We start from the raw sequence: 23,499 nt of genomic DNA, 5'->3' as shown, positions 1-23,499 counted from the left end.
GCTACGTCTGGTGGTGCCGCCGCCAATGCTGCCCACAACTGCAAGCACTGACGACGGCGGCACAGGTCGAAGATCAGCGTCCGAGGCCGCCCATCATCATGTACTTCAGTTCCGTGTATTCATCGAGCCCGTACTTCGAGCCTTCGCGGCCCAGGCCCGACTGTTTGACGCCGCCGAACGGCGCAACCTCAGTCGACAGAATGCCTTCGTTGATGCCGACCATGCCGCTCTCCAACGCCTCGCCGACGCGCCATGCACGCGCCAGATCGCGCGTGTAGAAATACGCGGACAAACCGAACGGCGTGTCGTTCGCCGCAGCGATGACCTCCTGTTCCGTTTCGAAGCGGAAGCACGCGGCGACCGGCCCGAAGGTTTCCTCTTCGGCGATCAACATCGAACGCGACGCATCGGCGAGAACGGTCGGCTCGTAGAACGTGCCGCCGAGCGCGTGCGGCTTGCCGCCGGTCAACACCTTCGCGCCTTTCTGCAACGCATCGGCGACGTGCGTTTCGACCTTCTTCAACGCCGCCCGGTTGATCAGCGGACCCTGCTCGACGTCGCCCTGCAACGCATTGCCGACGCGCATCTTGCGCACCGCCTGGGTCAGCGCGGACGTGAACGCGTCGTAAATGCCGTCCTGCACGTAGAAGCGGTTCACGCACACGCAGGTCTGCCCGGTATTGCGAAATTTCGAGGCCATCGCGCCCTGTACGGCGGCGTCGAGATCGGCGTCGTCGAATACGATGAACGGCGCATTGCCGCCGAGTTCGAGTGACAGCTTCTTCAGCGTATCCGCCGACTGCTTCGCGAGCAGCTTGCCGACGCGCGTCGAGCCGGTGAACGACAGTTTGCGCACCACGTCGGATGCGGTCAGCACGCCGCCGATCGCGACGGCATCGCCGGACACGATGTTGAGCACGCCCGCCGGAATGCCCGCGCGCTCGGCCAGTACCGCCAGCGCGAAGGCCGACAACGGCGTTTCCTCCGATGGCTTGAGCACCATCGTGCAACCGGCCGCCAATGCGGGACCGGCTTTGCGCGTGATCATCGCGAGCGGGAAATTCCACGGCGTGATGGCCGCGACCACGCCGACCGGCTCGCGCGTCACGATGATCTTCGCGTTCGGATTCGGGCTCGGGATCACGTCGCCGTACGCGCGCTTGCCTTCTTCGGCGAACCATTCGAAGAAGCTCGCCGCGTAGCCGACTTCACCACGCGCTTCGGCCAGCGGCTTGCCTTGTTCGAGCGACAACAGTTCGGCGAGCGCGTCGCGATTCTCGAGCATCAACTCGCCCCAGCGTTTCACGCGCACGCTGCGCTCTTTCGCCGTGAGCGCGCGCCACGCGGGGAACGCTTTCGCGGCGCACGCGATGGCCTGCGCGGTTTCATCCGCGCCGCCTTTCGCGACTTGCGCGATGACTTCGCCTGTCGCCGGATTCAACACGGGGTACGTGCTCGCGCTGTCGTACCACTCGCCGCCGATGTAGTGCCCTGTGCGGAGAAATTCGTTCATGCGGCTTTCTCCAGCGTTTCGTCGAACGTACCTTGCGCGGCGCGCGGCTCGCGGGCCACGCGGCGGCCGGCCGTGTAATCGTTGATCAGATCGCACGGCGTGTAGTTGCGTTCGAGTTCGAACAGTTCGTCGGCGGAAAGCGTCGTGCCGAGCGCGGCCAGCGCGCTGTCGAATTGCGCGGGGGTATCCGCGCCGACCAGCATGCTCGCGACGCCGCCATGATTGAGCACCCACGCCTGCGCGATCTGCGCAGCGGACACGCCGCGCCGCGCCGCCACGCGCGCCACCGACGCCGCGATCTCACGCGACGCGACATCGCCGTACATTTGCGCGGTGAAGAAGTCGGTCTGATTGCGCGTTGAGTGTGCGTCGCAGGTGAGCAGGCCGCGCGCGAGCGGGCTGAACACCGACACGCCGATGCCCTGATCCTGGCAATACGGAATCATTTCGCGCTCTTCCTCGCGATACGCGAGGTTCAACTGCAATTGCATGTTGACCGGCTTGTGCCAGCCATTGCGTTCGCACACCTGGATGATCTTCGCGAGCTGCCACGTGTACATCGTCGACACGCCGATATAACGGGCCTTGCCCGCGCGCACGATGTCGTTCATCGCGCCCATGGTCTCCTCCACCGGCGTATTCACGTCGAAGAAATGCAGCATGTACAGATCGACGTAATCCATGCCGAGCCGCTTCAGCGATCCGTCGATGCCGTCCATGATGTGCTTGCGTGAATGGCCGCCCGCGTTCTGATACGTGCCCATGTCGTAGCCGACCTTGGTCGCCACGACGATTTCCTCACGACGCGCCGAGCGCTTCAGGATGCGGCCCACCACTTCTTCGCCGACGCCGGTCGAATAAAAATCGGCGAGGTCGATGAAATTAACGCCTGCGTCGAGCGCATGGCGAACGATCGGCTCGCTTTGCGCTTCGTCGAAAATCCAGGGCTTCCATTGCGGCGTGCCCATGTTCATCGTGCCGAGGCACAGACGCGAAACCTTCAGACCGGACTGGCCGAGGCGAATGTATTCCATGATGCTTGTCTCCTTCCAGGTCGCATCCAGCAGCGCGGACGGCACAACCTAGCGCGCCGCGCGGCACGCAATTAACGTTGTTTCGGGGTGTAGAACGGATTCGATACGTCGCGCGCGGCGGCGAACACTTCATCGCGATGCGGCAGGCCTTTCATCGCCGCGAGAATCGCGTTCTTGCACGCGCGGTAGTTGTTGTCGAAGACGGCGTCGAGATCGTCGGTCGACGGGTTGACCCAGTTCGCCGACACCACCACCCAATCGTTTTCCGCTTCGGGCGGCAACGTGCCGTTTTCCAGCGACTCGGCCACCGCCCTGGCGATGCCCGCCTGCGATGCACCCCACGTCGCGTTGCCGTGGAAGTCGCTGCCGATCTGCGCCTTGTTCACATAGAGCGTCAGCGGCTTGGTCGGCACGCCGGGTCGCGCGATCACGACGAACGGTGCGTGGCCTGCCGACGGGGTCGCGAGCGCAGTGGCGAAAGCCTGGCCTGCCGGGCCGTTGCGCGGGCCGACCAGTACGTTGATATGCGCGAGGTTGACGCCCGGGCCTTCGAATCCTTCGCCGATAAAGAGTTGTTTGTCCGTCGATACGCTCATGGTCTTTCCGTCGAAGTTGAATGGATGACCGATTGTGGCGTTCGACCTCCGCGACCATGTATCGATGAGTTTTGATCCGGGGTATGAGGCGAACTCAACTCCGGGTTTGCCCCGAGCGCAGAGCGACGCGCGTCAGGGAGAAATCGCAAAGGTGAGGGTTTTCGGGACGCGCCGTGATCGGCTTCCTGGCGGCCGCCAAAGGTGAATGCAAAGGACCTTCGTACACGCACCTGCCGCGTGGGCTTTGTTTATTCGTTGAGCGTGAGGAAGTCGGTCGGAAACCGTCAAAAGGTCCGACGGCGCTTTATTGCGAAGCGCTGAAACGCCCTGCAGCAAGGGCTCACGCGGATTCCGTCGGGAACGCGCGCCGCCGCAGCACGAAGCGTATGTATCAAATGGGACGGTGCGTCGCGCGACAAAACCAGGCTCACCGAAACAAACGCGCCTGAGTGCCGTTGACAGGAAAATCCGATATTCCGCATGCCCGCTCACGCGAAAGGTGAGTGTTTTCGGGACCTACGTTGCGGTGCGAAATAAACCACATAAAACATCACTTCTGATTCAGCCCGTTATGCAACAGGCCAGGTGCCGCGAGCCTGATAAACCCGCCGTACGCAATAAAGCGCTTTCACGCTTCAATCAGAAACCGCTCGCGATTTTTACCGACGAGCCAACTCGGCGAGCGGCCCCGGCCACTCCACGTTTCACCAGTTTTCGGATTGCGATACTTCGCAACCGACGCCGAAGCCGCTTTACGCGCCGGTTTGTGCTCGGTCGTAAAGCCCAATTCCTCGGCAGTCAGATCGTATTCGGCAACTTTCTGCCTGATGTCGGCAATCGCCTGCGCAATTTCCTTTTCGCGGGCCACTGCGACTTCCTTGTGGAGTTTTTCGAGTTGCGCAGTCAGTTGTTTGTACGAGGCCATGGCGGATGCTCCCATCGGTTTGGCGAATTGCAGTGCGGACACTATCAGACGAATAAACCGCCGGATAGAAAAAAACGCAACTGCGCGCGATGCTGGATTGTCAGTTGCAACAGCTGACGCATTTAGTCGTCAATGGCATCGTACACGCGGCGTTCGAAATCGACGGACATCGGAAATGCGTCCATCGAACGGCGCTGGATCAGCATCAAACCGATCAGGTTTTCGACGGGGTCGGCAAACCAGCTGGTGCCGTACGCGCCGGGCCAGCCGAACGAACCGGTCGAGCGATAGCCGAGCGGCAACTGCTGCGCCGGATCGTCGACCACCGAGAGGCCCAGGCCAAAACCCTGCCCAGCCCAGATCGGACGCCCGAACGCCAGCACGCGGCGTTGCTCGGGCGTGAGGAAATTCGAGCGCATCAGATCGACCGAGCGATGCGACAGCAAACGCGTGCTATCGAGGCGCCCGCGTCCGAGCAGCAGTTGTGCGAATTGCAGATAGTCCTGCGCGGTCGACACCAGTCCGCCGCCGCCACTCTGAAAGCGTTCGGGATTAGCCCAGCGGCTGTCCGCCGCGTGATCTTCGACCACGCGCCGTCCGGTGGCCGGATCGACGTTATATGCGGCGGCCAGCCTGGAAAGCTGCGCCTCGGGGACCCAGAACGCGGTATCGCGCATGCCGAGCGGCTCGAAAATACGCGTGCGGAAAAAATCGGCGAGCGACATGCCGCTCACCCGTTCGATCAGCACACCTAGCACGTCGGTGGCGACGCCGTAATGCCAGCGCGAGCCCGGCTGGAACATCAACGGCAATTGCGCGATGCGACGCAGCCAGGCGCTCGGGTCGCCGTGCGCTTCGAAGCCGTTGAACGTCGCCGCATAGGCGTCGGCGAGCGGGCCGGTTGCCGTGAAGTGATAGGCAAAGCCGGCGCGATGCGTCAGCAGATCGAGCACCGTGATCGGCGCTTTCAGCGGATCGGTTTCGTCGAGCGCACCGGCGGGGTCCCGCAGCACGCTGAGCCCGGACAGCTCCGGCAGCCATAGCGAAACCGGCGTGTCGAGCGCCAGCCGGTCTTCTTCGACCAGCATCAGGATCGCGACGCTGGTCACCGGTTTGGTCATCGATGCGATGCGGAACAGCGTGTCGCGCTCCATCGGCAACTGCGCGGCTTCGTCGCGCAAACCGAGCGGCTCGAAATAGCCGATCTCGCCACGCCGCCATACCAGTGACACCACTCCCGCAACTTCGCCGCGCTCCACATAACCCTGCATGGCGTTGGTCAACGTGGTGAGACGGAGCGCGGAAAATCCTGCTGCTTGCATGTTTGTCCTGTTCAGTGGATGGAGAGACCCCCGACACGCGGCCCGACTGCCCGCTCACACGTTACGTTCCGTCATTCTTGCAGAAAACGTTACGTCGCCGAAGGTTACACGACTGCACTCCACTGCCACCGCAACCTGCACATTCAAGCCGGCAATCAGGCTTTCTGCCGATTCTCCAGAGCCGAAAGAGCGGCGGTCAGACGTTTGACCCGGCTGGCCTGCGCGGGCACCCGCACCGCGCCGGACACCAGTTCGATACGGCTACGCCAGTAGGACAGCGGGATTCGGTCTTCAGCGGAAATATGCGAAATCACGTGTTCCAGGTGCTGAATATCTTTTTCGAGTTGATGATGATTCATTGCTATCCCCGTCATTCTCATTGAATTAATGCAAAGTCGAATTCTCTATGCATGAAACGTGCCGCAATGGATGTCACTCTTACCGGAACGGAAAATTATGCTTGAATGTTTTTCCGTCTCTAAAAAAAGCGGAAAAACCTGCGTTTATGTTTGATCCCGAACCCGTAAATAGAGATTACTGCCGGGACAATCAGCGCTCCGTTGGTTTCCGCACCGACCCTCGTGCAATGACGAAAAAGCGGCTGATTATTTAATACGCATCAACGCTCGTGACTTAAAGCCAAAGCCGCCTTGGTATCTGATACGCATACTACCCGTAGTACGGATGCATATTACGCACAGATATTTATGACGGATATGCGCGTGCGCCAATGGCCGTCGTTTGAATTAATACGCGCTGGGGCGGGCGATACGGGGAATCTGGGGAGGAATCGACAGGTCCGCCGTTATAGCGGACTGAATAGAGAAAATACGGGTTAACCTTAATCCACCACGCCAGCATTGCGCTGGCGTTTCGTTATTTTGTGCGGCAGGCGTAAATCAAGTTGAGCGTGCCGTTATCGGTGGTCTGGCGGACGACATCGAACGCGCCGCCACAGCTCGCGGTGGCCTGCTGCGAGCAATTGTCGGAACCGGCGGGGCACTGAACCAGCGTGGTTTGCCTGCCGTCGGACAGAAACAGCGGCGGGCTACTGCTGCAACCGCCCAGCGCAGACGCGAGCGCGCCCGCAGCCAGCGTGGCGCAGCAGGCGCGGCGTGCAAAAGAGGAGAAAGTGCGTTTCATTTGATGCCCCGATACGTCTTGTTTTTCGATCTCGCGATTGTGCCACGCGGACATTGCGCTGCGTCATTCGCCGTCGCGGGCTGGCGGGACTTTCAAACGCCGATGCCGTATGCCGCGATCTTCTTGTAAAGCGTAGCCCGGCCCATGCCGATCTGGCTGGCGGTGTCGATCACGCGGCCGCCATTCGCGCGCAATGCGTCGATCAGGAAGCGCTTTTCGAAGGTAGCCATGGCGTCGCTCCACAACGCGGGTTCGTCGGCGACGACGCCTGACGCGATAGTCGGCGCGGGCGTCGGCGAAGGCATGGCGGCGACCCGCCCCGCATGCGTGCTGCCTTGCACCGGCCCGAGAAACGACGCCAGCGCCTGCGCGTCGATCCGCTCGCTGTCCGAAAGCATGACGACCCGCTCCAGCGTATTGCGCAACTCGCGGACATTGCCCGGCCACGCATAGGCGCACAGCACCCGCAACGCGTCGTCATGAAGCTCCACGTGACTGCCGCCGCGCGTTTGCGTCGACAGATCTTCCAGCATGGCGTAGGCGAGCGCCTCGATGTCGGACGTGCGTTCGCGCAATGCGGGCGCGTGGATCGTCAGCACGTTCAGCCGATAAAACAGATCCGCGCGAAAACGTCCCGCCGCGACCAGCGCGGGCAGATCCGCGGAGGTGGCGGCGATGATCCGCACATCCGCGTGGACGATCCGGTTCGAGTCGAGCGGCTCGAACTCCTTGTCCTGAAGCACTCGCAGCAATTTGCCCTGGACGGACAGCGGCATATCGCCGATTTCATCGAGAAACAGCGTGCCGCCGTTCGCCAGTTCGAACTTGCCGACCCGCCCTTTCTGATCCGCGCCGCCGGACGCCGCGCCGAAGAATTCGGCTTCGAGCAGGGTATCTGGAATCGCCGCGACGTTGACTGTCACCAGCGGCTGATTCGCGCGCGCCGAGCCGCCGTGGATCGCATGCGCGAGCAACTCCTTGCCGGTGCCGGTTTCACCCAGCAGCAAGACCGGCGATTCGAGTTGCGCCGCGCGTCGCGCCTGGCGCTTCACCTCGAGGCTCGCCGCGCTCGTGCCGACAAAACTGCCGAACGTATATCTGGCCCGCCGCGCCTGAGCGAGCGACTGGCGCGTGGCGATCAACTCTTCCTGCACGCGCGAATAGTGGGAAAACAACGGCGTCAGCGCCTTCAGTTCGTCGAACAGCGCAAAGCCGACCGCGCCGACCGTCGCGCCCGCATCGTCTTTCAGCGGCAAGCGGGTAACGACGAGCGGCTCGCGATCCGTCTCCATGATGTCCAGCAGAATCGGCTTACCGGTGTTCACGACTTCGCGCATCAGACTGTTGGGGATCACCGCTTCGCAATCGCGTCCCACTGCCTGCTGCGGATCGGAAAAGCCGAATCGCGCCGCATAGCGCTTGTTGATCCAGACGACGCGCGCGTCGGCGTCGACGATAAACGTGCCTTCGCTGAAATTTTCGAATGTGCGGAAAAGCGAGTCCATCGCCCGGCGCAATACATCGCCATAGTTGGCAGGCACGCCGGCCCAGTCGTTCATCATGCTGTCGCGGTCTCCAGATATTGTTCTAATCAGGCTGTCTCGTTTTGTAGACAGCTTATCTCATTAGAGAGACAGTCAATAGGCCGGTTTTATAGGGGTTTAACCTCAGTTCAGCTTATGTTCAGCTAAATTGCGTCCCGTTTTGGAGACGTTTGGGTACAATCGGCCGAATCTCGTATTTCAGCTTTGGCCTGTGCAATCAACGCATTAGACAAAGCGGCTTGCGCGGCACGGAGCCAGCACTTGAGGGGCCGGGCCGTCGCATGATCAGGATGGCTTACACGTAGAACAACCAAGCTTTGGAGACCCAATGTCCTTTGTCATCGTCCTCGCCGCACTGGCGTTTCTGATGTTTGCCGCGTATCGCGGCTACAGCGTCATTCTGTTCGCGCCGATCGCGGCGCTCGCCGCCGTTCTGCTGACCGAACCCGCCGCCGTCGCGCCGGTGTTCACCGGCATCTTCATGGACAAGATGGTCGGGTTCGTGAAGCTGTACTTCCCGGTGTTTCTGCTCGGCGCCGTGTTCGGCAAGGTCATCGAACTGTCCGGCTTCTCGGAATCGATCGTCGCCGCCGCGATCCGCTATATCGGCCGGTCGCGCGCGAATGCGGTGATCGTCGCGGTGTGCGCGCTGCTCACCTATGGCGGCGTGTCGCTGTTCGTGGTGGTGTTCGCAGTTTATCCGTTCGCCGCCGAGCTGTATCGCCAGAGCAATATTCCGAAGCGGTTGATGCCCGGGGCAATCGCGCTCGGCGCCTTCTCGTTCACGATGGATTCGCTGCCGGGTACGCCGCAGATCCAGAACATCATCCCGACCACGTTCTTCAAGACGACGTCATGGGCCGCGCCCGCACTCGGCGTGATCGGCTCGCTGTTCATCATCGTGGTCGGTCTGACGTATCTCGAATGGCGTCGTCGTGCGGCGATGGCAACCGGCGAAGGCTATGGCACCGATCTGGTCAACGAGCCGGAACGCGTCGAATCGAAGCAACTGCCGCATCCGCTGCTGGCGGTTGCACCGCTGATCGTGGTCGGCGTCGCGAACTTCCTGCTGACGCGCTGGATTCCCTCCTGGTACGGCGCGACGTACACCATCACGCCGGACATCCTGCCGGGTCTGCATGCGCCGGTCGAAACCACGGTCAAGAGCCTGGTCGCAATCTGGGCCGTGCAGGGCGCGTTGCTGCTCGGCATCATCATGGTCGTGGTCACAGCGTTCGGACGCGTGAGCCAGCGTTTTGCGGTCGGCACCAAGGCTGCGGTGGCGGGTGCGCTGCTGGCGTCGCTGAATACCGCGTCGGAATACGGCTTTGGCGGCGTGATTGCCGCTCTGCCGGGCTTCCTGGTGGTCAGCAATGCGCTCAAGAGCATTCCGAATCCGCTCGTCAATGCGGCGGTGTCGGTCAGCACGCTGGCGGGGATCACGGGTTCGGCGTCGGGCGGCATGAGCATCGCGCTCGCGGCGATGTCCGACACGTTCATCAAGGGCGCGCAAGCCGCGCAGATTCCGATGGAAGTGCTGCACCGCGTGGTCGCGATGGCGAGCGGCGGGATGGACACGCTGCCGCACAACGGCGCGGTGATCACGCTGCTGGCGGTGACGGGATTGACGCATCGTCAGTCGTATCGCGACATCTTCGCGGTGACGGTCATCAAGACCTTGGCCGTGTTCTTCGTCATCGCGGTGTATTACATGACCGGGCTGGTTTAACAGCGGCTCGCGCGCTTGGTTTTTTACAACATCCGCGCGAAAATTTTTCTTGCCACGCCGTGTACATGAGCCTTTGCGCACGGCGATAAAACGTCAGACGAGAAACCCGATTGTTTCAACGCTGACGCATCGCTAGGATTTTATTGGACGTCGGCACCTCATCGGTCGGCGTGTGTGTTCAAGCCGCGGCAATCTGCCCGCGGCTTTTTTTTGGCCGTCGAACCGGTGTGACTCGGTATGCGAGGTGTTTCTGAGGGATTCAGGCTTACGCAACCGCGCGTCGGAGGACTATTGTTGACACCAGACAATCCACCGATGGGGAGACACCATGAGCCGCACCGACTCGCGCCACGAAACGCCGCCGACCCATTGGTACAGAGAGCGTGACTGCTCACTTCAGGGCTTTGTCGCCGTACTCCAGTCGCAGCCCGAAGACACTAATCTGAAGTTCGCGGCCGATCTACGCGAGAACATCCCGCTGTACGACTGCCGCGCGCTCCGCGACACGCTCGACAGCGCACCGCATCGCGCGCAATTGCAGGCCGAGTGGGCCGACGTGTTGAATCGCGGCGCGGGCGTGCTGGTGCTCAAACACGTTTATACCGACACCGCAGCCGTCGACGACGCCACCCAGGTCTTCGAATCGATCATCCGCGAAGAGCGCGAAGCCGGTGCTGCAGCCGCCGATCATTTCGCCAAGGCGGGTGCCAACGATCGCATCTGGAACGCGCAGGAGAAGCTGTGTCTACGCGCTCCGTCGGTGTTCGCCCGCTACTATTCGAACGCGGTGCTGGCTGGCATCGCCGAGGCATGGCTCGGGCCGCACTTTCAGGTGACGTCGCAAGTGAATGTCGTTCGCCCCGGCGGACAGGCGCAACAGGCACATCGCGACTATCACCTCGGTTTCCAGACCGTCGCGCAAGCCGAGCGCTACCCGCCGCACGTTCACACAATGTCGCCCTTTCTCACGCTGCAGGGCGCGGTTGCTCACAGCGACATGCCCGTGGAAAGCGGCCCGACGAAACTGCTGCCGTTTTCGCAGCGATATGCGCCGGGTTATCTCGCGTGGCGTCGCGAGGATTTCCGCGATTACTTCGAGACGCACTTCGTGCAGTTGCCGCTTGAAAAGGGCGATGCGATCTTTTTCAGCCCGGCGCTGTTTCACGCAGCCGGCACGAACAGGACAACGTCGGTGCAGCGCATGGCGAATCTTTTGCAGATTTCATCGGCGTATGGCCGCGCGATGGAATCGCTGAATCGCGCGAAGATGTGTGAGGCGCTGTATCCGGTCTTACGCGAATGCGTAGTGACGTCGAGCATGACGCAAGCCGAAGTCGATGCGGCGGTGGCGTCATGTGCCGAAGGCTATCCGTTTCCGACGAATCTCGACCGCGACCCGCCGCTCGGCGGCCTCGCTCCCGAGAGTCAGCAGGATCTGTTTGCTCGCGCGCTTCACGAAACGTGGAACGTCGACAGATTTTGCGCGGCGATCCGCGAACAGGCGTCGCGAAGGGAAGCCTGAGCGTGATGCTTCGTCAACGGAAAAACGGCAGCATAAGAAACAGCTTGATCACGATCGCGTTGACGATATCCATGAAGAACGCGCCGACCATCGGCACAATCAGAAACGCCGTATGGGAATGGCCGAAGCGATGCGTCACCGCCTGCATGTTCGCGATGGCGGTCGGCGTCGCGCCCATCCCCAGCCCGCATTGCGCCGTGCTCAGCACGACCGCGTCGTAGTCGCGGCCCATCGCGGGAAAAGTCACGAAGACGATATAGACCGCCGTGAGCACGGTTTGTCCAGCGAGGATCGTGAGCACGGGGAGCGCCAGTCCGGCGAGTTCCCAGAGGTCGAGCCTCATCAGCGCCATCGCCAGAAAAAGCGCGAGGCTGACGTTGCCCAGCAGCGCGACCGCATGCTGCGGAATTTTCACGCCGACAAACGGCAACCCATTGTTCAGAATCACGCCGATAAACAGCACGCAAACGAAGGTCGGCATTTCGAAAGGCGTTCCGGCCAGCCAGTCGGCGACGATCTCGCCCAAGGTCAGACACACCGAGATCAACGCGAGCGTGGTGATGAAAGCGGCAGGCGTGGTCGGCTGCTCGGCCTTGGGTTCTTCGAAGACCAGCGTTTGTTCCGCTTCCTGCTGCCTGAGCCGCTGCCGTTCCTTATCGCCGAGTTTGCGCATCAGGTAGCGCGCAATTGGACCGCCGAGCACGCCGCCGACCACCAGGCCGAACGTCGCGCAGCCGATGGCGATCTCGCTGGCGGACTGCAATCCGTGATGTTCGGCGAAGATCTGGCTCCACGCGGCGCCCGTTCCATGTCCGCCGGACATCGTGATCGAGCCGCCCAGCAAACCGAACAGCGGATCGACGCCGAGCGCGAATGCCAGCCCCAACCCCAGCACGTTCTGCAGAATCAGCAGCCCGCTGACCAGCGCGAGAAAACGGACCAGCACGGGACCGCCCGCTTTCAGGCTGGAAAAATTCGCGTTGAGACCGATGGTGGAAAAAAACGCGAACATCAGCGGCGTTTGCAGCGCGGAATCGAAGCGCACCGGCACGTTCGAAACCAGCCTGATCAACAGGACAGCAAGCGCGACGAGCAGGCCGCCGACCACCGGAGCGGGAATCGAGTAGGTCCGCAGGACCGCGATCCACTGGACGAGTTTTTCGCCGAGCAGCAGCACGAAAGATGTGGCGACCAGGGTTGCGAATACTCCGACATTCATGAATCACCCCGAATGGTGAGCGTAGGTGCCGACGTAAGTGCCGATCGCGGTTAATAAGGGTCGGTGACTGCTATCCCATCTTAGACAATCCTGCTCGTGGCGATCCGGATTTCAGCATCGTCTCGAGGCAACCCTGCAGTAACGGCAAAGTCCAGGCAAAACCTGAGCGTTTTACTGGGAAGCCCTAAAGATTCCGGGGTCATTTGCCGTTATGCCTTGCACCATGCGCTCACGCGCATCTGCATCAGCAAGGAAAGCCATGCGCAACAACCAGCCTGTTTCCGGGCACGAGTACGAATTCCCTTCGTCACACATGCTTGTCTCCGCGACCGATCTGACCGGCCGCATCCAGTACTGCAATCCGGCCTTCATCGCCGTTTCGGGCTTTACGCGCGATGAGCTGATCGGCCAGCCGCACAATCTGATCCGCCATCCCGACATGCCGCGCGAAGCGTTCGAAGACATGTGGACGACGATCCGCGATGGACGTCCATGGACCGCGCTCGTCAAGAATCGCCGCAAGAACGGCGATCACTACTGGGTTCACGCGAACGTCACGCCGGTGGTCGAGAAAGGCACCGTGGTCGGTTATCTGAGCGTGCGGATCAAGCCGGACCGCGAAGCCGTGCGCGACGCCGAAGCCTTGTACGCCCGCATGCGGGCCGGTGAAGCGCGCGGCCTGAGGCTGCGGCGCGGCGCGGTCGTGCGCACCGGCGTGGCGGGCCGCCTGCAGGCGTTGATGCGTCTGCCGGTGGCGACGCGCGCGGCTTCCGGCTACGCGTTGACGCCACTGGCGCTGCTTGCCACCGGTCTGATCAGTTGGGAAGGCGCGCCGCCCGTGCCGTTCTGGATCGGCTTCGGCGTCACCGCTGCGATCAGCTTCGTGTCGTGGCGCATGCTGACGCGCCAGCTCGCTGCGCCAATCCAGGATATGTCGGGCTTCGCGACGCGCCTGGCGGCGGGCGATCTGACCGCCGATCTGCACATCGCGCGTCACGACGATCTCGGCGACGTGCTGCAAGCAATGAATCAGTTGAAGGCGAATCTCGCGGCAATCGTCTACGACGTACGCGCGCAGATCACCGGCATGCTCGACAACGCGCGGGAAATTTCCAGCGGCAACGTCGATCTCGCGCGCCGCACCGAGTTGCAGGCGGCGTCGCTCGAAGAAACCGCCGCGACGATGGAACAGTTGACCACCACCGTCCAGGCCAACGCCGATGCCAGCGTGCGCGCGCTCGATCTGGCGCGCGACGCGCAAGCGGCGGCGGCGGTCGGCGGCAAGATCGCCGGCCAGGTCGAGCAGACCATGGCGGGTATCACGGCAGCCTCGCGGCGCATCGCGGACATCACCGGCGTAATCGACGGCATTGCGTTCCAGACCAACATCCTCGCGCTGAACGCCGCCGTCGAAGCGGCGCGCGCGGGCGAGGCGGGCCGCTCGTTTGCGGTCGTCGCGGGCGAGGTGCGGATGCTGGCGCAACGTTGCGCGGCGTCGTCGAAGGAGATCAAGTCGGTGGTCGAAGCGAGCGCGAGCGAAGTCGCCGCGGGCACCGAACTGGTCGCGCGCACGACCTCGCAGATGCGTGTGATCGACGAGGCCGTGGAGCGCGTGTCGTCGATCATCGTCGAGGTGGCGAACGCGAGCAGCGAACAGGCCGAAGGGATTCGCCAGGTCAACCAGGCGGTCTCGCATCTGGACGGCGCCACGCAGCAAAACGCGGCGCTCGTCGAGCAGGCGGCAGCGACGGCGCAAAGCCTCGCCCAGCAGGCCGATGTACTCGATGAAGCGGTGCGCCTGTTCACCATCGCCGAAGCGACACCCGCGCGACATGGCGGCAGCGTGAAGCGGCCGGCGTCCACCTCCGATAAGGTGAGTCGCGTCGCGCCCGAGTTCTCACGTCACGGCCAGGACCGTGACGAACAACGCAGCGTTCACGAAGTCGAGCACGAAGAAGCCACATTGATCTGATAGATCGGCATTACTCCCACCTCGACAGCCCAGTATTGGCGCGTGAGGATGGAACCCGTCAGCGCCCCGCGAGTGGTAGGGCCGGCTGACCCGAGTAACAACGGCGTTTAGCGGCCCGTCCCATTCCGGACGGGCTATTTTTTGCGCGATTAGTTCGTTTGACTGGCAACCGGAAAAACCGGGAAAAGCCTGTTCGCTCAATGCTGGCGAAATAGTCGACAAATAGCCTGGCGACTCGAAAGGTGAGGTAATACGGGAGCCGATGCAACGAGAAACGCGGACTCCGACGAGCCGGCTTATCCATTGCGCATGCGACGAAGCCGCCTGAAACTCACGCGCCATCTAGCCGCCCTGTGCGTCAGCAACATGACAGCCAGCCGTTAATGGCTGCACCGCCACGGGGCACGAAAAATGCAGCCGTCGTGACGGAGAGTCGCGTTAAACTGGTTGCCACGCCCGGACGTCACGGGCCTCGCTGCCCGGCGGCCCGCGCCAGGTAACGCGCTGCGGCATCCCGGCGGGCAGTCAGTCAACTGGGCGACATGCAGGCCGTGACGGCGGCGCGACAGACGGCGCGGCATCCTGCCCGTACAATGGTTTGATCAACAACGGTACAAGGACAAATCGATGCGCACTACCGGGTCCTCCGGGTCAATGGCCCTGCTCTCCGAATACGACGATGCAACGGCGCGCGAACTTCGCTCGCTACGCCTCGAATCGACAGAAGACGGCAAAGGCATTCTTCTGGTCGAGATCGATGAGCGCAAGCCAGGCATCCATCGCGAAGTGCGTTACGAAATCACGCCCGCCGAGCTGATCGCGGCAATCCGTGCGCACGGTGCCGAGCTGCCGGGCGAACAGCACAATCATCGTCAGTGATTCGATGAAACAGACACGCAGCATTTGCGCATCGGCGCGAATGCCGCGTGGTGTTTTGCGCCGTGCCAGCTAAGGCTCGGGCGGCGAAAGAGGTGTCCGATAAGTGCTGGATAAGGCGGCGAATACAGATACAAAATCCGCACATAGAACGCACCCAGCCCCGGTTCGGCAGACGTCATTTCCACGTTAAACGCACCGCACCGGTTTCAACTCTTTTTCTGTTTGTTCCGCCTACGCTGCTAATCGGCGGCATGAGCAGTGAGCATCGCGCTTTAGCACTTTCAATACCCGAATTTCGGACACATTTTCATGCCGTTTGCACGTCTTGAAAATGCGTCCATAATCCTTGCATTCTCCTTCGCTTTATTTTCCTGCGCTGCGCCCGAAAGGGCTGCGGATGTAAGCCGATGCTACATGATCTCGTCGAACAATATGGTCCGGCGCTCATCTTCGCCAACGTGCTGGCGGGCTCGCTCGGGCTGCCGGTGCCGGCGATGCCGTCGCTCGTCCTGTTCGGCGCGATGGCCGCCATGCATCCCGGCTCGGTGGGCACGCAATTATTGCCGGTTCTGATTCTGTCGATATTCGCTACGCTGATTGGCGACAGCGCGTGGTATCTCGCCGGCCGTTTATACGGCGGCAATACGTTGAAAACCATTTGCCGTTTGTCGTTATCGCGTGACACCTGCGTTAAAAAGACCGAACGCTTTTTCGGCCGCTGGGGTGTGCGGGTGCTGGCCGTGGCGAAATTCGTCCCGGGCCTGTCGATCGTGTCGATTCCGATGGCCGGCGCAATGGGTACGAAATACCGCACCTTCCTCACCTACGACAGCATCGGCGCGGCGCTGTGGTCCGGCACCGGGCTGATCATCGGCGCGTTGTTCGCGAAGCAGATCGACATGCTGTTCGCCATCGCGGGACGCCTCGGCCGCACCGCCGCGCTGGTGGCCGTCGCGCTGTTGCTGTTGTACGCGGCTTACCGGTGGGTGCGGCGTCGTCAACTGATTGCGAAGCTGGCGTCCGCGCGCATCGAGGTCGACGAACTGGCGACGCTGGTCAAGGCGGGCCACACGCCGGTGCTGTTCGACATTCGTTCGCAGGAAAAGCGCAAGCTCGATCCGTTCGTGATTCCGGGCTCGAAATTCGCCGACGAACGGCAACTGGACGAGATCGTCGCCACGTATCCGCATGACCAGAAACTGGTGATTTACTGTTCCTGCCCGAATGAGATTTCCGCGGCATGGATGGCCAAGCAACTGAACGAAGCCGGCTTCTCCGATGTGCTGCCGCTGCGCGGCGGCATGGAAGCCTGGCGCGACTCGGGCAAGCCGGTTGAGGCGCTACCCGACATGCCTCCGCCGGAAGTCGCGGTCGACGACGTCGCGCCCAAGGCCGTATAAGCGCAAGCAGCGCATCCGCACCGGCGTGCTTGCACGCCGCGCCGCTTCGCCCCCGTTCAATCGATCAATGAACACCGAAGGAGCGGTTCAATGCTTTCGACTCAGGAAGTTCCGACTCAAGAAGCTGAAGCACAACCATCTGGACCGGTCGCCGACGCGCCGTTTTCGAATCTCTCGACGCGCATGCACCAGATGTTTCCGTCGCTCACGTGCGCGGAAATCGACCGTTTGCGGCGCTTCGGCGAAACCGGCGAATGGCACGCAGGCGACCTGCTGTTCGAGACCGGCCACACTGGCCCCGGCATGTTCGTGCTGCTCGAAGGGCGGGTAAAGGTTTATCAACGCGACGGGATCGGGCGCGAAGTGGTGATCGGCGAACACGGCGCCGGGCATTTTCTCGCCGAAGTCGGCCAGTTGTCGGGACGGCCCGCGCTGGTCAACGGCCTTGCGCTCACCGGCGTCAAAGCACTACTGATTCCGCCGACCCAACTGCGCGCGCTGCTGGTCGCCGAGGCCGAACTGGGCGAGCGCATCATGCGCGCGCTGATCCTGCGGCGCGTGTCGCTGATCGAAAAGGGCGCGGGCGGCCCGATCCTGATCGGCAATAGCAGCGACGCACGGCTCGTGATGCTGCAAGGCTTCCTGTCGCGCAACGGCCATCCGCATTCGGTGATCGACGAACGCGACGAAGATGCGCTGCGTCTGATCGAGCAATTCGCCGCGCAACGGGAAGACATGCCGCTCGTGATCTGCCCGGACGGCTCGGTTCTGCGTCATCCGAGCATGCCGGAGCTGGCGACGTGCCTGGGCTTGCTGCCCGATCTCGACGACTCGCACGTGTACGACGTCGCGATTGTCGGCGCGGGGCCGGCGGGGCTGGCGACGGCCGTGTACGCGGCGTCCGAAGGTCTGTCGGTGATCGTGCTCGACAGCCGCGCGCCGGGCGGCCAGGCGGGCGCCAGCTCGCGGATCGAAAACTATCTCGGCTTTCCGACCGGCATCTCCGGCCAGGCGCTCGCTGGCCGCGCATTCGTGCAGGCGCAGAAGTTCGGCGCGCACGTCGCGATTCCGGTCCACGTGAAGGCGTTGCACTGCGCGGAGTCGCCGCACCGGCTGGAACTGAAGTGCGGCGGGCATATCAGCGCCCGCGCAATCGTGATTGCGAGCGGCGCGGTGTACCGGCGTCCGGCGCTCGAAGGCCTCGACCGTTTCGACGGACGCGGCGTCTACTACTGGGCGTCGCCAGTCGAAGCCAAGCTGTGCAAGCGACAGGAAGTCGTGCTGGTCGGTGGCGGCAACTCGGCCGGCCAGGCCATCGTCTATCTGGCGACGCACGCGGCCAAGGTCCACGTACTGATCCGGCGCAGCGGCTTCGAGGCGACCATGTCGCGCTATCTGATCGACCGGATCCGCTCGCTGCCGAATGTGTTCGTGCATCCGAATTCGGAAATCGGCCGGCTGGAGGCCGACGACAGCGGCCTGGCCGCCGTCGGCCTGAAGAAGCCGTTACCCGACGGCACCGAGCGTTTCGACACGCGGCATCTGTTCCTGTTCACCGGCGCAGACCCGAATACCGACTGGTTGCGCACCTGCGGCGTCCAGCTCGACAGCAAGGGCTTCGTGATGACCGGCACGAGCGTGGACAACGCGTCGGTCTGCGATCTCGCGACCACGGTCGAGGGCGTTTACGCGATCGGCGACGCGCGCGCGGGATCGACGAAACGCGTGGCGGCGGCGGTCGGCGAAGGCGCCGCCGTGGTCGCGCAGATTCATCAATTGCTGGCGGTGTCGGCGGGAGAAGCCGTCGCGCTCGGTGCCTGAGTAAAGCTGCCGTCGGTCCTCGCGCGTGTCGGCGCGCGCCGGACCCGGCCAGCTAACCTGCTGTTACACACGCATTCAACTCGTTGCACCTGCCTGTCTTTGCGTTTCGTAAGATCGACGTCAGCCGTTCGACAGCGAATGGCCAGCTCTTTCGACTTCGGAACAGGAGACAAGCATGATCAAACGCGGGATCGCCACGCTCAGATTCGCCGCCTTCGGGTTGGCCGCCGCCTGCGTCTCGACCGCCGCTTTCGCGCGGGTCAACGTGGGCGTGTATGTCGGCACGCCGGGGCCCGTGTATGCCGCGCCGCCCGTCGTTTATGCACCGCCGCCTCCGCCGCCCGTGGTTTATGCGCCGCAGCCTGCTTATGGCTATGGGTACTATCGGCGCGGCTGGCATCACGACCATTGGCGGCATCGTGAATGGGAACGGCATCATGGGCGTGGGTGGTGATGTTCGGTGAACCGGCGGTGAGGAAGCAGTCGTGAGAGGTTCACCGGTCCCTTGCGAGGTTAGCCAAACCACTTGAGCCGAAGGCGTCACAATCGCGGTCGCCTTCACCTACGCATGCTCACGGTCGATTTGTCGTGAGTTGCGTAACCGGTGAGCCTGCAACCACCCTCGGTCCGCACCCGAGCCCTCTGCCGCATTCACGCTAAAGTAGCGACTGCTGATCCGACCCGCGTGGCGCCACGCGCCCGCTCCTTCGCAGTCACTCACGGACCCAAACTTTCGCGTGAAGACTCTGCCGCTCCCCGCAGCCCGCACCCTCCATCTGGCCGCTCAAGGTTTGCTGACGCCGCCGCGCCGCAAGGCCGTCAAAGCCGATGTGCTCGACACGATCCGCCGCATGACGCAGTTGCAGATCGATACGATTCACGTCGTCGCGCGTAGCCCTTATCTCGTACTGTTCAGCCGGCTCGGCGCGTATCCGCAGCAATGGCTCGACGAGCATCTCGCCGAAGGCAAACTGTTCGAATACTGGTCGCATGAAGCCTGTTTCGTGCCGACTGAAGACTACGGGTTGCTGCGTCACCGGATGCTCGACCCGAGCGGCATGGGCTGGAAATACGCGGCCGAATGGCACAAAAAATATCGCAAGGACATCGAGAAGCTGCTCGCGCATATTCGGGCGACCGGTCCGGTGCGTTCGGCGGATTTCGCTCGCGAGGCGGGCAAGAGTAACGGCTGGTGGGACTGGAAGCCGGAGAAGCGTCACCTCGAAGTACTGTTCGCCATCGGTCAGCTGATGGTCGCCGAGCGGCGCAATTTTCATCGCGTGTACGATCTGACGGAGCGCGTGTTGCCCGATTGGGACGACGCGCGCGATCTGCAACCCGCCGACGCCGTCATCGCGCAAGTGCTGCGGCGCACCTGTCGCGCGCTCGGTGTCGCGCGCGCCGATTGGGTCGCCGATTACTATCGGCTGCCGCGCCGCCCGTATCGCGACGAACTGCATGCGCTGGCCGATCAGGGCGAACTGGTTCAAGTGCAGGTGGAAGGCTGGAAGCAGGACACGTTCGTCCATCGCGACTTCGCACCGATGATCGACGACGCGGCGAACGGCAAGCTCGCATCGACGGTCACGACGGTTTTGTCGCCATTCGACCCGGTGGTGTGGGACCGCAAACGCGCCGCCGCGCTGTTCGATTTCGATTACGCGATCGAGTGCTATACGCCCGCGGCAAAACGCAAATACGGTTACTTCGTGCTGCCTCTGTTGAGCCGCGGCAAGCTGGTGGGTCGCGTGGATGCGAAGGCGCACCGGACGCAGCGCATCTTCGAATTGAAGTCGCTGCATATCGAACCGGGCATACGGCTGAGCGCGCGACTTGCCGGTGATCTGCGCCGCGCACTGCAACGTTGCGCCGATTGGCACGGCACGCCGCAACTGGAAATTACGTCGGGTCCGTCGGATTGGCTCGACGCGTTGATCGCCGATAGCAATGTGGAAGCGTGACCTCGATTCAACACAGCGCCGCCTGCAAGACGGCGCTGTCACCCTCTGCTTCAGTGATCCAGCTTCGCGCGCAATTCGCGGGCGGCTTCGAGCAGCCCTTCGTAACCCGAACGCGCATGTTCCGGCAGATCGGGATCGCCGACAAACGCGCCGAGCGTTTCTATCAGGCTATACAGAATTCCCTTCGCGGCACCCGACGCAATGCTGCCGGACGAGACCTGCTGATCGACGTGACTCAGCGCTGCATCGAGTTGTTCCAGTTCGGGCCGGTCGCCCGAAGGCGGCTGAGGCGAAACGTCTTGCGTCATGATCGAACATCGCTCCTGTTAGTCACGGTTGGCCATCGATTCGGCATCGGCGAAAACGCGATGCTTTCACTTTGTTTATATACCGATCGCACGCCGCCGTCCATTCGCGATGGGGTCGCATCCGGTCGATGCAGCGTGACGGTGAGCCATCTCAAGGCGTCCATCGATACATCAGGATTTTTGCGCGCGCGTCGTCTTCCAGCAGGATCACATACTCGCCCGTGTCGCGCTGCACCGCGCTAATGCCGAGATAAACGTCCACCCAGCCGCTCGTGCCGCCGACACTCGCGCCGGGCGTCATGTAGCCGACCGGCTGGCCCGAGCGCGAGTCGTAGACGTCCACCCTGTTGGTGTACAACTCCGCGACGAAGATGTAGTTGCCCGCCAGCGCGACGCCCACCGTGGTGGTTTGCGGATCGGTTTGCGTATTCCACGGCAGCGCGATCGAATACACCATGGTCGGCGTGCCCGTGCTCCAGTTCGCGTAGCGTGCGAGCACGGGACCGGCTTCCTTCCAGTGCGTCGCGTCCCACGGAATCGCGTCCGTGAAGCCCGAGATGTACATCGTATCGTTCGACGCTTCGTAGACAATCCGCGCGATCCGCGTGAACGGTTGCGGCATCGCGAACATCTTCGAACTGGCGTACGTGTAGATCGGATTGCCGGCGGAATCGAGTCCCTGCAACGGCATTTCGCGGATCCCGCTCAGCGGCGTGGCGAGCCACACGTTGCCGGGCGTATCGACCCACCAGAAGCCATTGCCGACCGTGCTGCCGGTCGACGGGTTGCTGCTGATCTCGCTCGCATCGACCGCGCCGTTGCCATTGCTGTCACGCCACAGCCACTCGCCGTAGGTGGGCTGGCCGACCGGCAACGTGCCCGGCAGCGGATTCTGCGCGAGCATGCCGGACGGTATCGCCATCTCGCCGTGCGCGGTATCGAAGCGATAAACGTTCAGATAATGCGCGCCCGAATCGAGCGTGTAGAGAAACGGCTGACCGTTGATTCTTCGCACCATCGGCTCGCCTCGCACGCCGCGCGGCTCGTAAAACGCGGGGTCGCCGGGATAGTCGAAACGGTCGAGCGTAAACGCTGCATACGACCACTCGTGCCCGACCGGCTGCGTGTAATCGAGTGTGAAACGCTTCGAACCGGTGTAGACGGAATTGGGCGTGGCTGGATCGAACGCCGCGCTATCGACGAATGTCAGGCCATACAAACGCCAGAGAAAAGCATGCGAGCTATACACGTAGCTCTCCAGCACCGCGCCCTGCCCGACCGTTGCCGAACCCAGCGGCCGCGGCCCCTCGCCGTTTTGCGCGACATACAGATTACCCGCCGGATCGACGCCGACCCCGGTCACGCCGTTGAAGCGCACATTGCCCGGCGCACCCCGCACGGCATGGAAAAGTCCGTTGCGTGTGCCGATCGACGGAGCGGCTTGCGGCTGACCGTTCGCGTCTTTCGTGAAGACGAGGATCTGTTGCAACGGCCCGTTATCGGCGACCAGAATCTGGCCCGACGGCGTGACCGAAATATCGGTAGGAATAGTTCCAGCGGGCAACGGCAGCGCGCCGGACAGCAACGCGCCGTTGGCGGCGTAGTGCAGGATAGTTAGGTTTCCGGATGAAACTCCACTCATCACCCAGAGTGTCGAATCGGTATCCACCGCAATACGTCCCGGCGACGTCACGGGCCATGAGCGCAGGCGTTGCATCGAATTGGCGTCGAACACGACGATCTGGTTGCCGTAAGTGTCGGCCACGTATAGCTCGGTGTCGGTCGCAGCGAGGCCGCGAATGCCGGCGTCGTTGCCGGTTGCCACTGTTTCGACCGGCAGAAAGCTGTTTTTCGTCGCGTTCGCGCTGTTGCCGATGCCGCCGCTGAACGGCGCGCCCGTCGCGAGTTTAGCCAGCGTGCGCCGCGTGATGCCGTACCACGTCAGATTCGCCGCCGGATAATCCGCGCCGACTAGCGCATTGCTTTCGTTGCCGATCGACATGGCCGCGTACAGGTACGTGTGGTTCACCGCGACCGCGTCGCCGCCCGCCGCGCCCCAGCCATGGGTCGATCCGGCTACGGCGACTTTATCGCCCGCGCGGTACGCGGCAATTTCGCTGCCGCTTTCGTCCCAGGGCGCATTCGTATAAACCGTGCCGTCGGCTCCGATGCTGATGGCCTGGATATCCTGCTGCATCCATTTACCATCGCCGAATCCGAAGCTATTTCCGATCCATGAAGTGGTGTAATTGAGTTGCGATTGCGCGGACGCATTCAGCGGAATAAGACTGTGTAATAAAACCACAGCCGCGCCCAGGCGGGAGACAAGTTTCACGACGGTATTTCCTTGCGGGTGCGAATCAGCGATATTCCAGCGGAATAACGTGCTTTCACGGATAGGCGGCGCGGCCAGCCATCACGCCTACGCAGTAGTAGGCGCGCTATCTTCGCATAGAAAAATCGTAAACTTATTGGTTAATAATTGAGCATTAAAAATATCCCATTTAATTAATTCCAATGGCATTAATTTATATTCGGAATGGGATTTTTTAATGATTGTCGAGTGGCTGCGGCGAGCGCCTCGACTAGCGGCCTTCGCTCCTTCGAAGAG

At 62.4% G+C, this 23,499-nt stretch carries 19 protein-coding genes; 8 read left to right on the top strand and 11 right to left on the bottom strand.

What is annotated here, in order from left to right; genetic code table 11:
* Positions 1-73: 73 nt before the first annotated feature.
* The 8 genes from BLS41_RS29290 to BLS41_RS29255 form a co-directional block, all read right to left on the bottom strand.
* Positions 74-1,513 carry an NAD-dependent succinate-semialdehyde dehydrogenase gene (locus BLS41_RS29290; protein WP_074770969.1) on the bottom strand — a complete coding sequence of 480 codons (1,440 nt, stop codon included), beginning with the start codon at positions 1,511-1,513 and terminating at the stop codon, positions 74-76.
* Positions 1,510-2,547 carry an aldo/keto reductase gene (locus BLS41_RS29285; protein ID WP_074770968.1) on the bottom strand — a complete coding sequence of 346 codons (1,038 nt, stop codon included), beginning with the start codon at positions 2,545-2,547 and terminating at the stop codon, positions 1,510-1,512. The genes BLS41_RS29290 and BLS41_RS29285 overlap by 4 nt, the downstream gene beginning before the upstream one ends.
* 71 nt (positions 2,548-2,618) lie before the next feature.
* Positions 2,619-3,143 (bottom strand): formaldehyde-activating enzyme, encoded by a 525-nt coding sequence (fae, locus tag BLS41_RS29280; RefSeq protein ID WP_074770967.1) that lies wholly within the window; start codon positions 3,141-3,143, stop codon positions 2,619-2,621.
* Positions 3,144-3,771: 628 nt separating this feature from the next.
* Entirely contained in the window at positions 3,772-4,068 is a 297-nt protein-coding gene (locus BLS41_RS29275) for an H-NS histone family protein (RefSeq protein ID WP_074770966.1), read from the bottom strand.
* A 122-nt stretch (positions 4,069-4,190) separates the two neighbouring features.
* Positions 4,191-5,390 carry a serine hydrolase domain-containing protein gene (locus BLS41_RS29270; protein WP_074770965.1) on the bottom strand — a complete coding sequence of 400 codons (1,200 nt, stop codon included), beginning with the start codon at positions 5,388-5,390 and terminating at the stop codon, positions 4,191-4,193.
* Positions 5,391-5,545: 155 nt separating this feature from the next.
* The gene (locus BLS41_RS29265) at positions 5,546-5,749 is read right to left on the bottom strand and encodes a hypothetical protein (RefSeq protein ID WP_074770964.1); all 204 of its coding nucleotides are present in this window, start codon (positions 5,747-5,749) and stop codon (positions 5,546-5,548) included.
* Between the two features lie 517 nt (positions 5,750-6,266).
* A complete protein-coding gene (locus BLS41_RS29260) occupies positions 6,267-6,533 on the bottom strand; it encodes a hypothetical protein (protein ID WP_074771252.1) in 267 nt (88 codons plus the stop codon).
* Positions 6,534-6,625: 92 nt separating this feature from the next.
* Positions 6,626-8,095: a sigma-54 interaction domain-containing protein gene (locus BLS41_RS29255; protein WP_074770963.1), complete on the bottom strand. Its 1,470-nt coding sequence runs from the start codon at positions 8,093-8,095 to the stop codon at positions 6,626-6,628.
* A gap of 310 nt (positions 8,096-8,405) precedes the next feature.
* On the opposite strand from BLS41_RS29255, the gene BLS41_RS29250 reads away from it, so the two are divergent.
* Both BLS41_RS29250 and BLS41_RS29245 read left to right on the top strand, forming a co-directional pair.
* On the top strand, positions 8,406-9,806 hold the full coding sequence (locus tag BLS41_RS29250) for a GntP family permease (protein ID WP_074770962.1): 1,401 nt from the start codon (positions 8,406-8,408) through the stop codon (positions 9,804-9,806).
* A gap of 328 nt (positions 9,807-10,134) precedes the next feature.
* On the top strand, positions 10,135-11,328 hold the full coding sequence (locus tag BLS41_RS29245; protein WP_074770961.1) for a phytanoyl-CoA dioxygenase family protein: 1,194 nt from the start codon (positions 10,135-10,137) through the stop codon (positions 11,326-11,328).
* A gap of 13 nt (positions 11,329-11,341) precedes the next feature.
* Here the strand turns inward: BLS41_RS29245 and gltS are convergent, their stop codons facing one another.
* Positions 11,342-12,547, bottom strand: coding sequence for a sodium/glutamate symporter (gene gltS / locus BLS41_RS29240; protein ID WP_074770960.1), 1,206 nt, complete (start codon positions 12,545-12,547; stop codon positions 11,342-11,344).
* A 259-nt stretch (positions 12,548-12,806) separates the two neighbouring features.
* Here gltS and BLS41_RS29235 point away from each other — a divergent pair, with 259 nt between their 5' ends.
* From BLS41_RS29235 to BLS41_RS29210, 6 genes are all read left to right on the top strand, one after another.
* Positions 12,807-14,519: a methyl-accepting chemotaxis protein gene (locus BLS41_RS29235; protein WP_253189787.1), complete on the top strand. Its 1,713-nt coding sequence runs from the start codon at positions 12,807-12,809 to the stop codon at positions 14,517-14,519.
* A 627-nt stretch (positions 14,520-15,146) separates the two neighbouring features.
* Positions 15,147-15,398, top strand: a complete 252-nt coding sequence (locus BLS41_RS29230) for a hypothetical protein (RefSeq protein ID WP_074770959.1) — start codon at positions 15,147-15,149, stop codon at positions 15,396-15,398.
* A gap of 407 nt (positions 15,399-15,805) precedes the next feature.
* Positions 15,806-16,798, top strand: coding sequence for a DedA family protein/thiosulfate sulfurtransferase GlpE (locus BLS41_RS29225; RefSeq protein WP_074770958.1), 993 nt, complete (start codon positions 15,806-15,808; stop codon positions 16,796-16,798).
* Between the two features lie 90 nt (positions 16,799-16,888).
* On the top strand, positions 16,889-18,619 hold the full coding sequence (locus BLS41_RS29220) for an FAD-dependent oxidoreductase (protein ID WP_074770957.1): 1,731 nt from the start codon (positions 16,889-16,891) through the stop codon (positions 18,617-18,619).
* A gap of 175 nt (positions 18,620-18,794) precedes the next feature.
* On the top strand, positions 18,795-19,073 hold the full coding sequence (locus tag BLS41_RS29215; protein WP_074770956.1) for a hypothetical protein: 279 nt from the start codon (positions 18,795-18,797) through the stop codon (positions 19,071-19,073).
* A gap of 283 nt (positions 19,074-19,356) precedes the next feature.
* On the top strand, positions 19,357-20,580 hold the full coding sequence (locus tag BLS41_RS29210) for a winged helix-turn-helix domain-containing protein (RefSeq protein ID WP_074770955.1): 1,224 nt from the start codon (positions 19,357-19,359) through the stop codon (positions 20,578-20,580).
* 50 nt (positions 20,581-20,630) lie between these two features.
* On the opposite strand, the gene BLS41_RS29205 is transcribed toward BLS41_RS29210, so the two are convergent.
* Together BLS41_RS29205 and BLS41_RS29200 are read right to left on the bottom strand one after the other, a co-directional pair.
* Positions 20,631-20,888, bottom strand: a complete 258-nt coding sequence (locus BLS41_RS29205; RefSeq protein ID WP_074770954.1) for a hypothetical protein — start codon at positions 20,886-20,888, stop codon at positions 20,631-20,633.
* Positions 20,889-21,039: 151 nt separating this feature from the next.
* On the bottom strand, positions 21,040-23,223 hold the full coding sequence (locus BLS41_RS29200) for an NHL repeat-containing protein (protein ID WP_074770953.1): 2,184 nt from the start codon (positions 23,221-23,223) through the stop codon (positions 21,040-21,042).
* Between the last annotated feature and the right edge of the window lie 276 nt (positions 23,224-23,499).

This window comes from Paraburkholderia fungorum (assembly GCF_900099835.1).
GTDB classification, from domain to species: Bacteria; Pseudomonadota; Gammaproteobacteria; order Burkholderiales; family Burkholderiaceae; genus Paraburkholderia; species Paraburkholderia fungorum_A.
The sequence above is the reverse complement of the archived record's forward strand: the minus strand, read 5'-3'. Positions and strand labels throughout refer to the sequence as shown.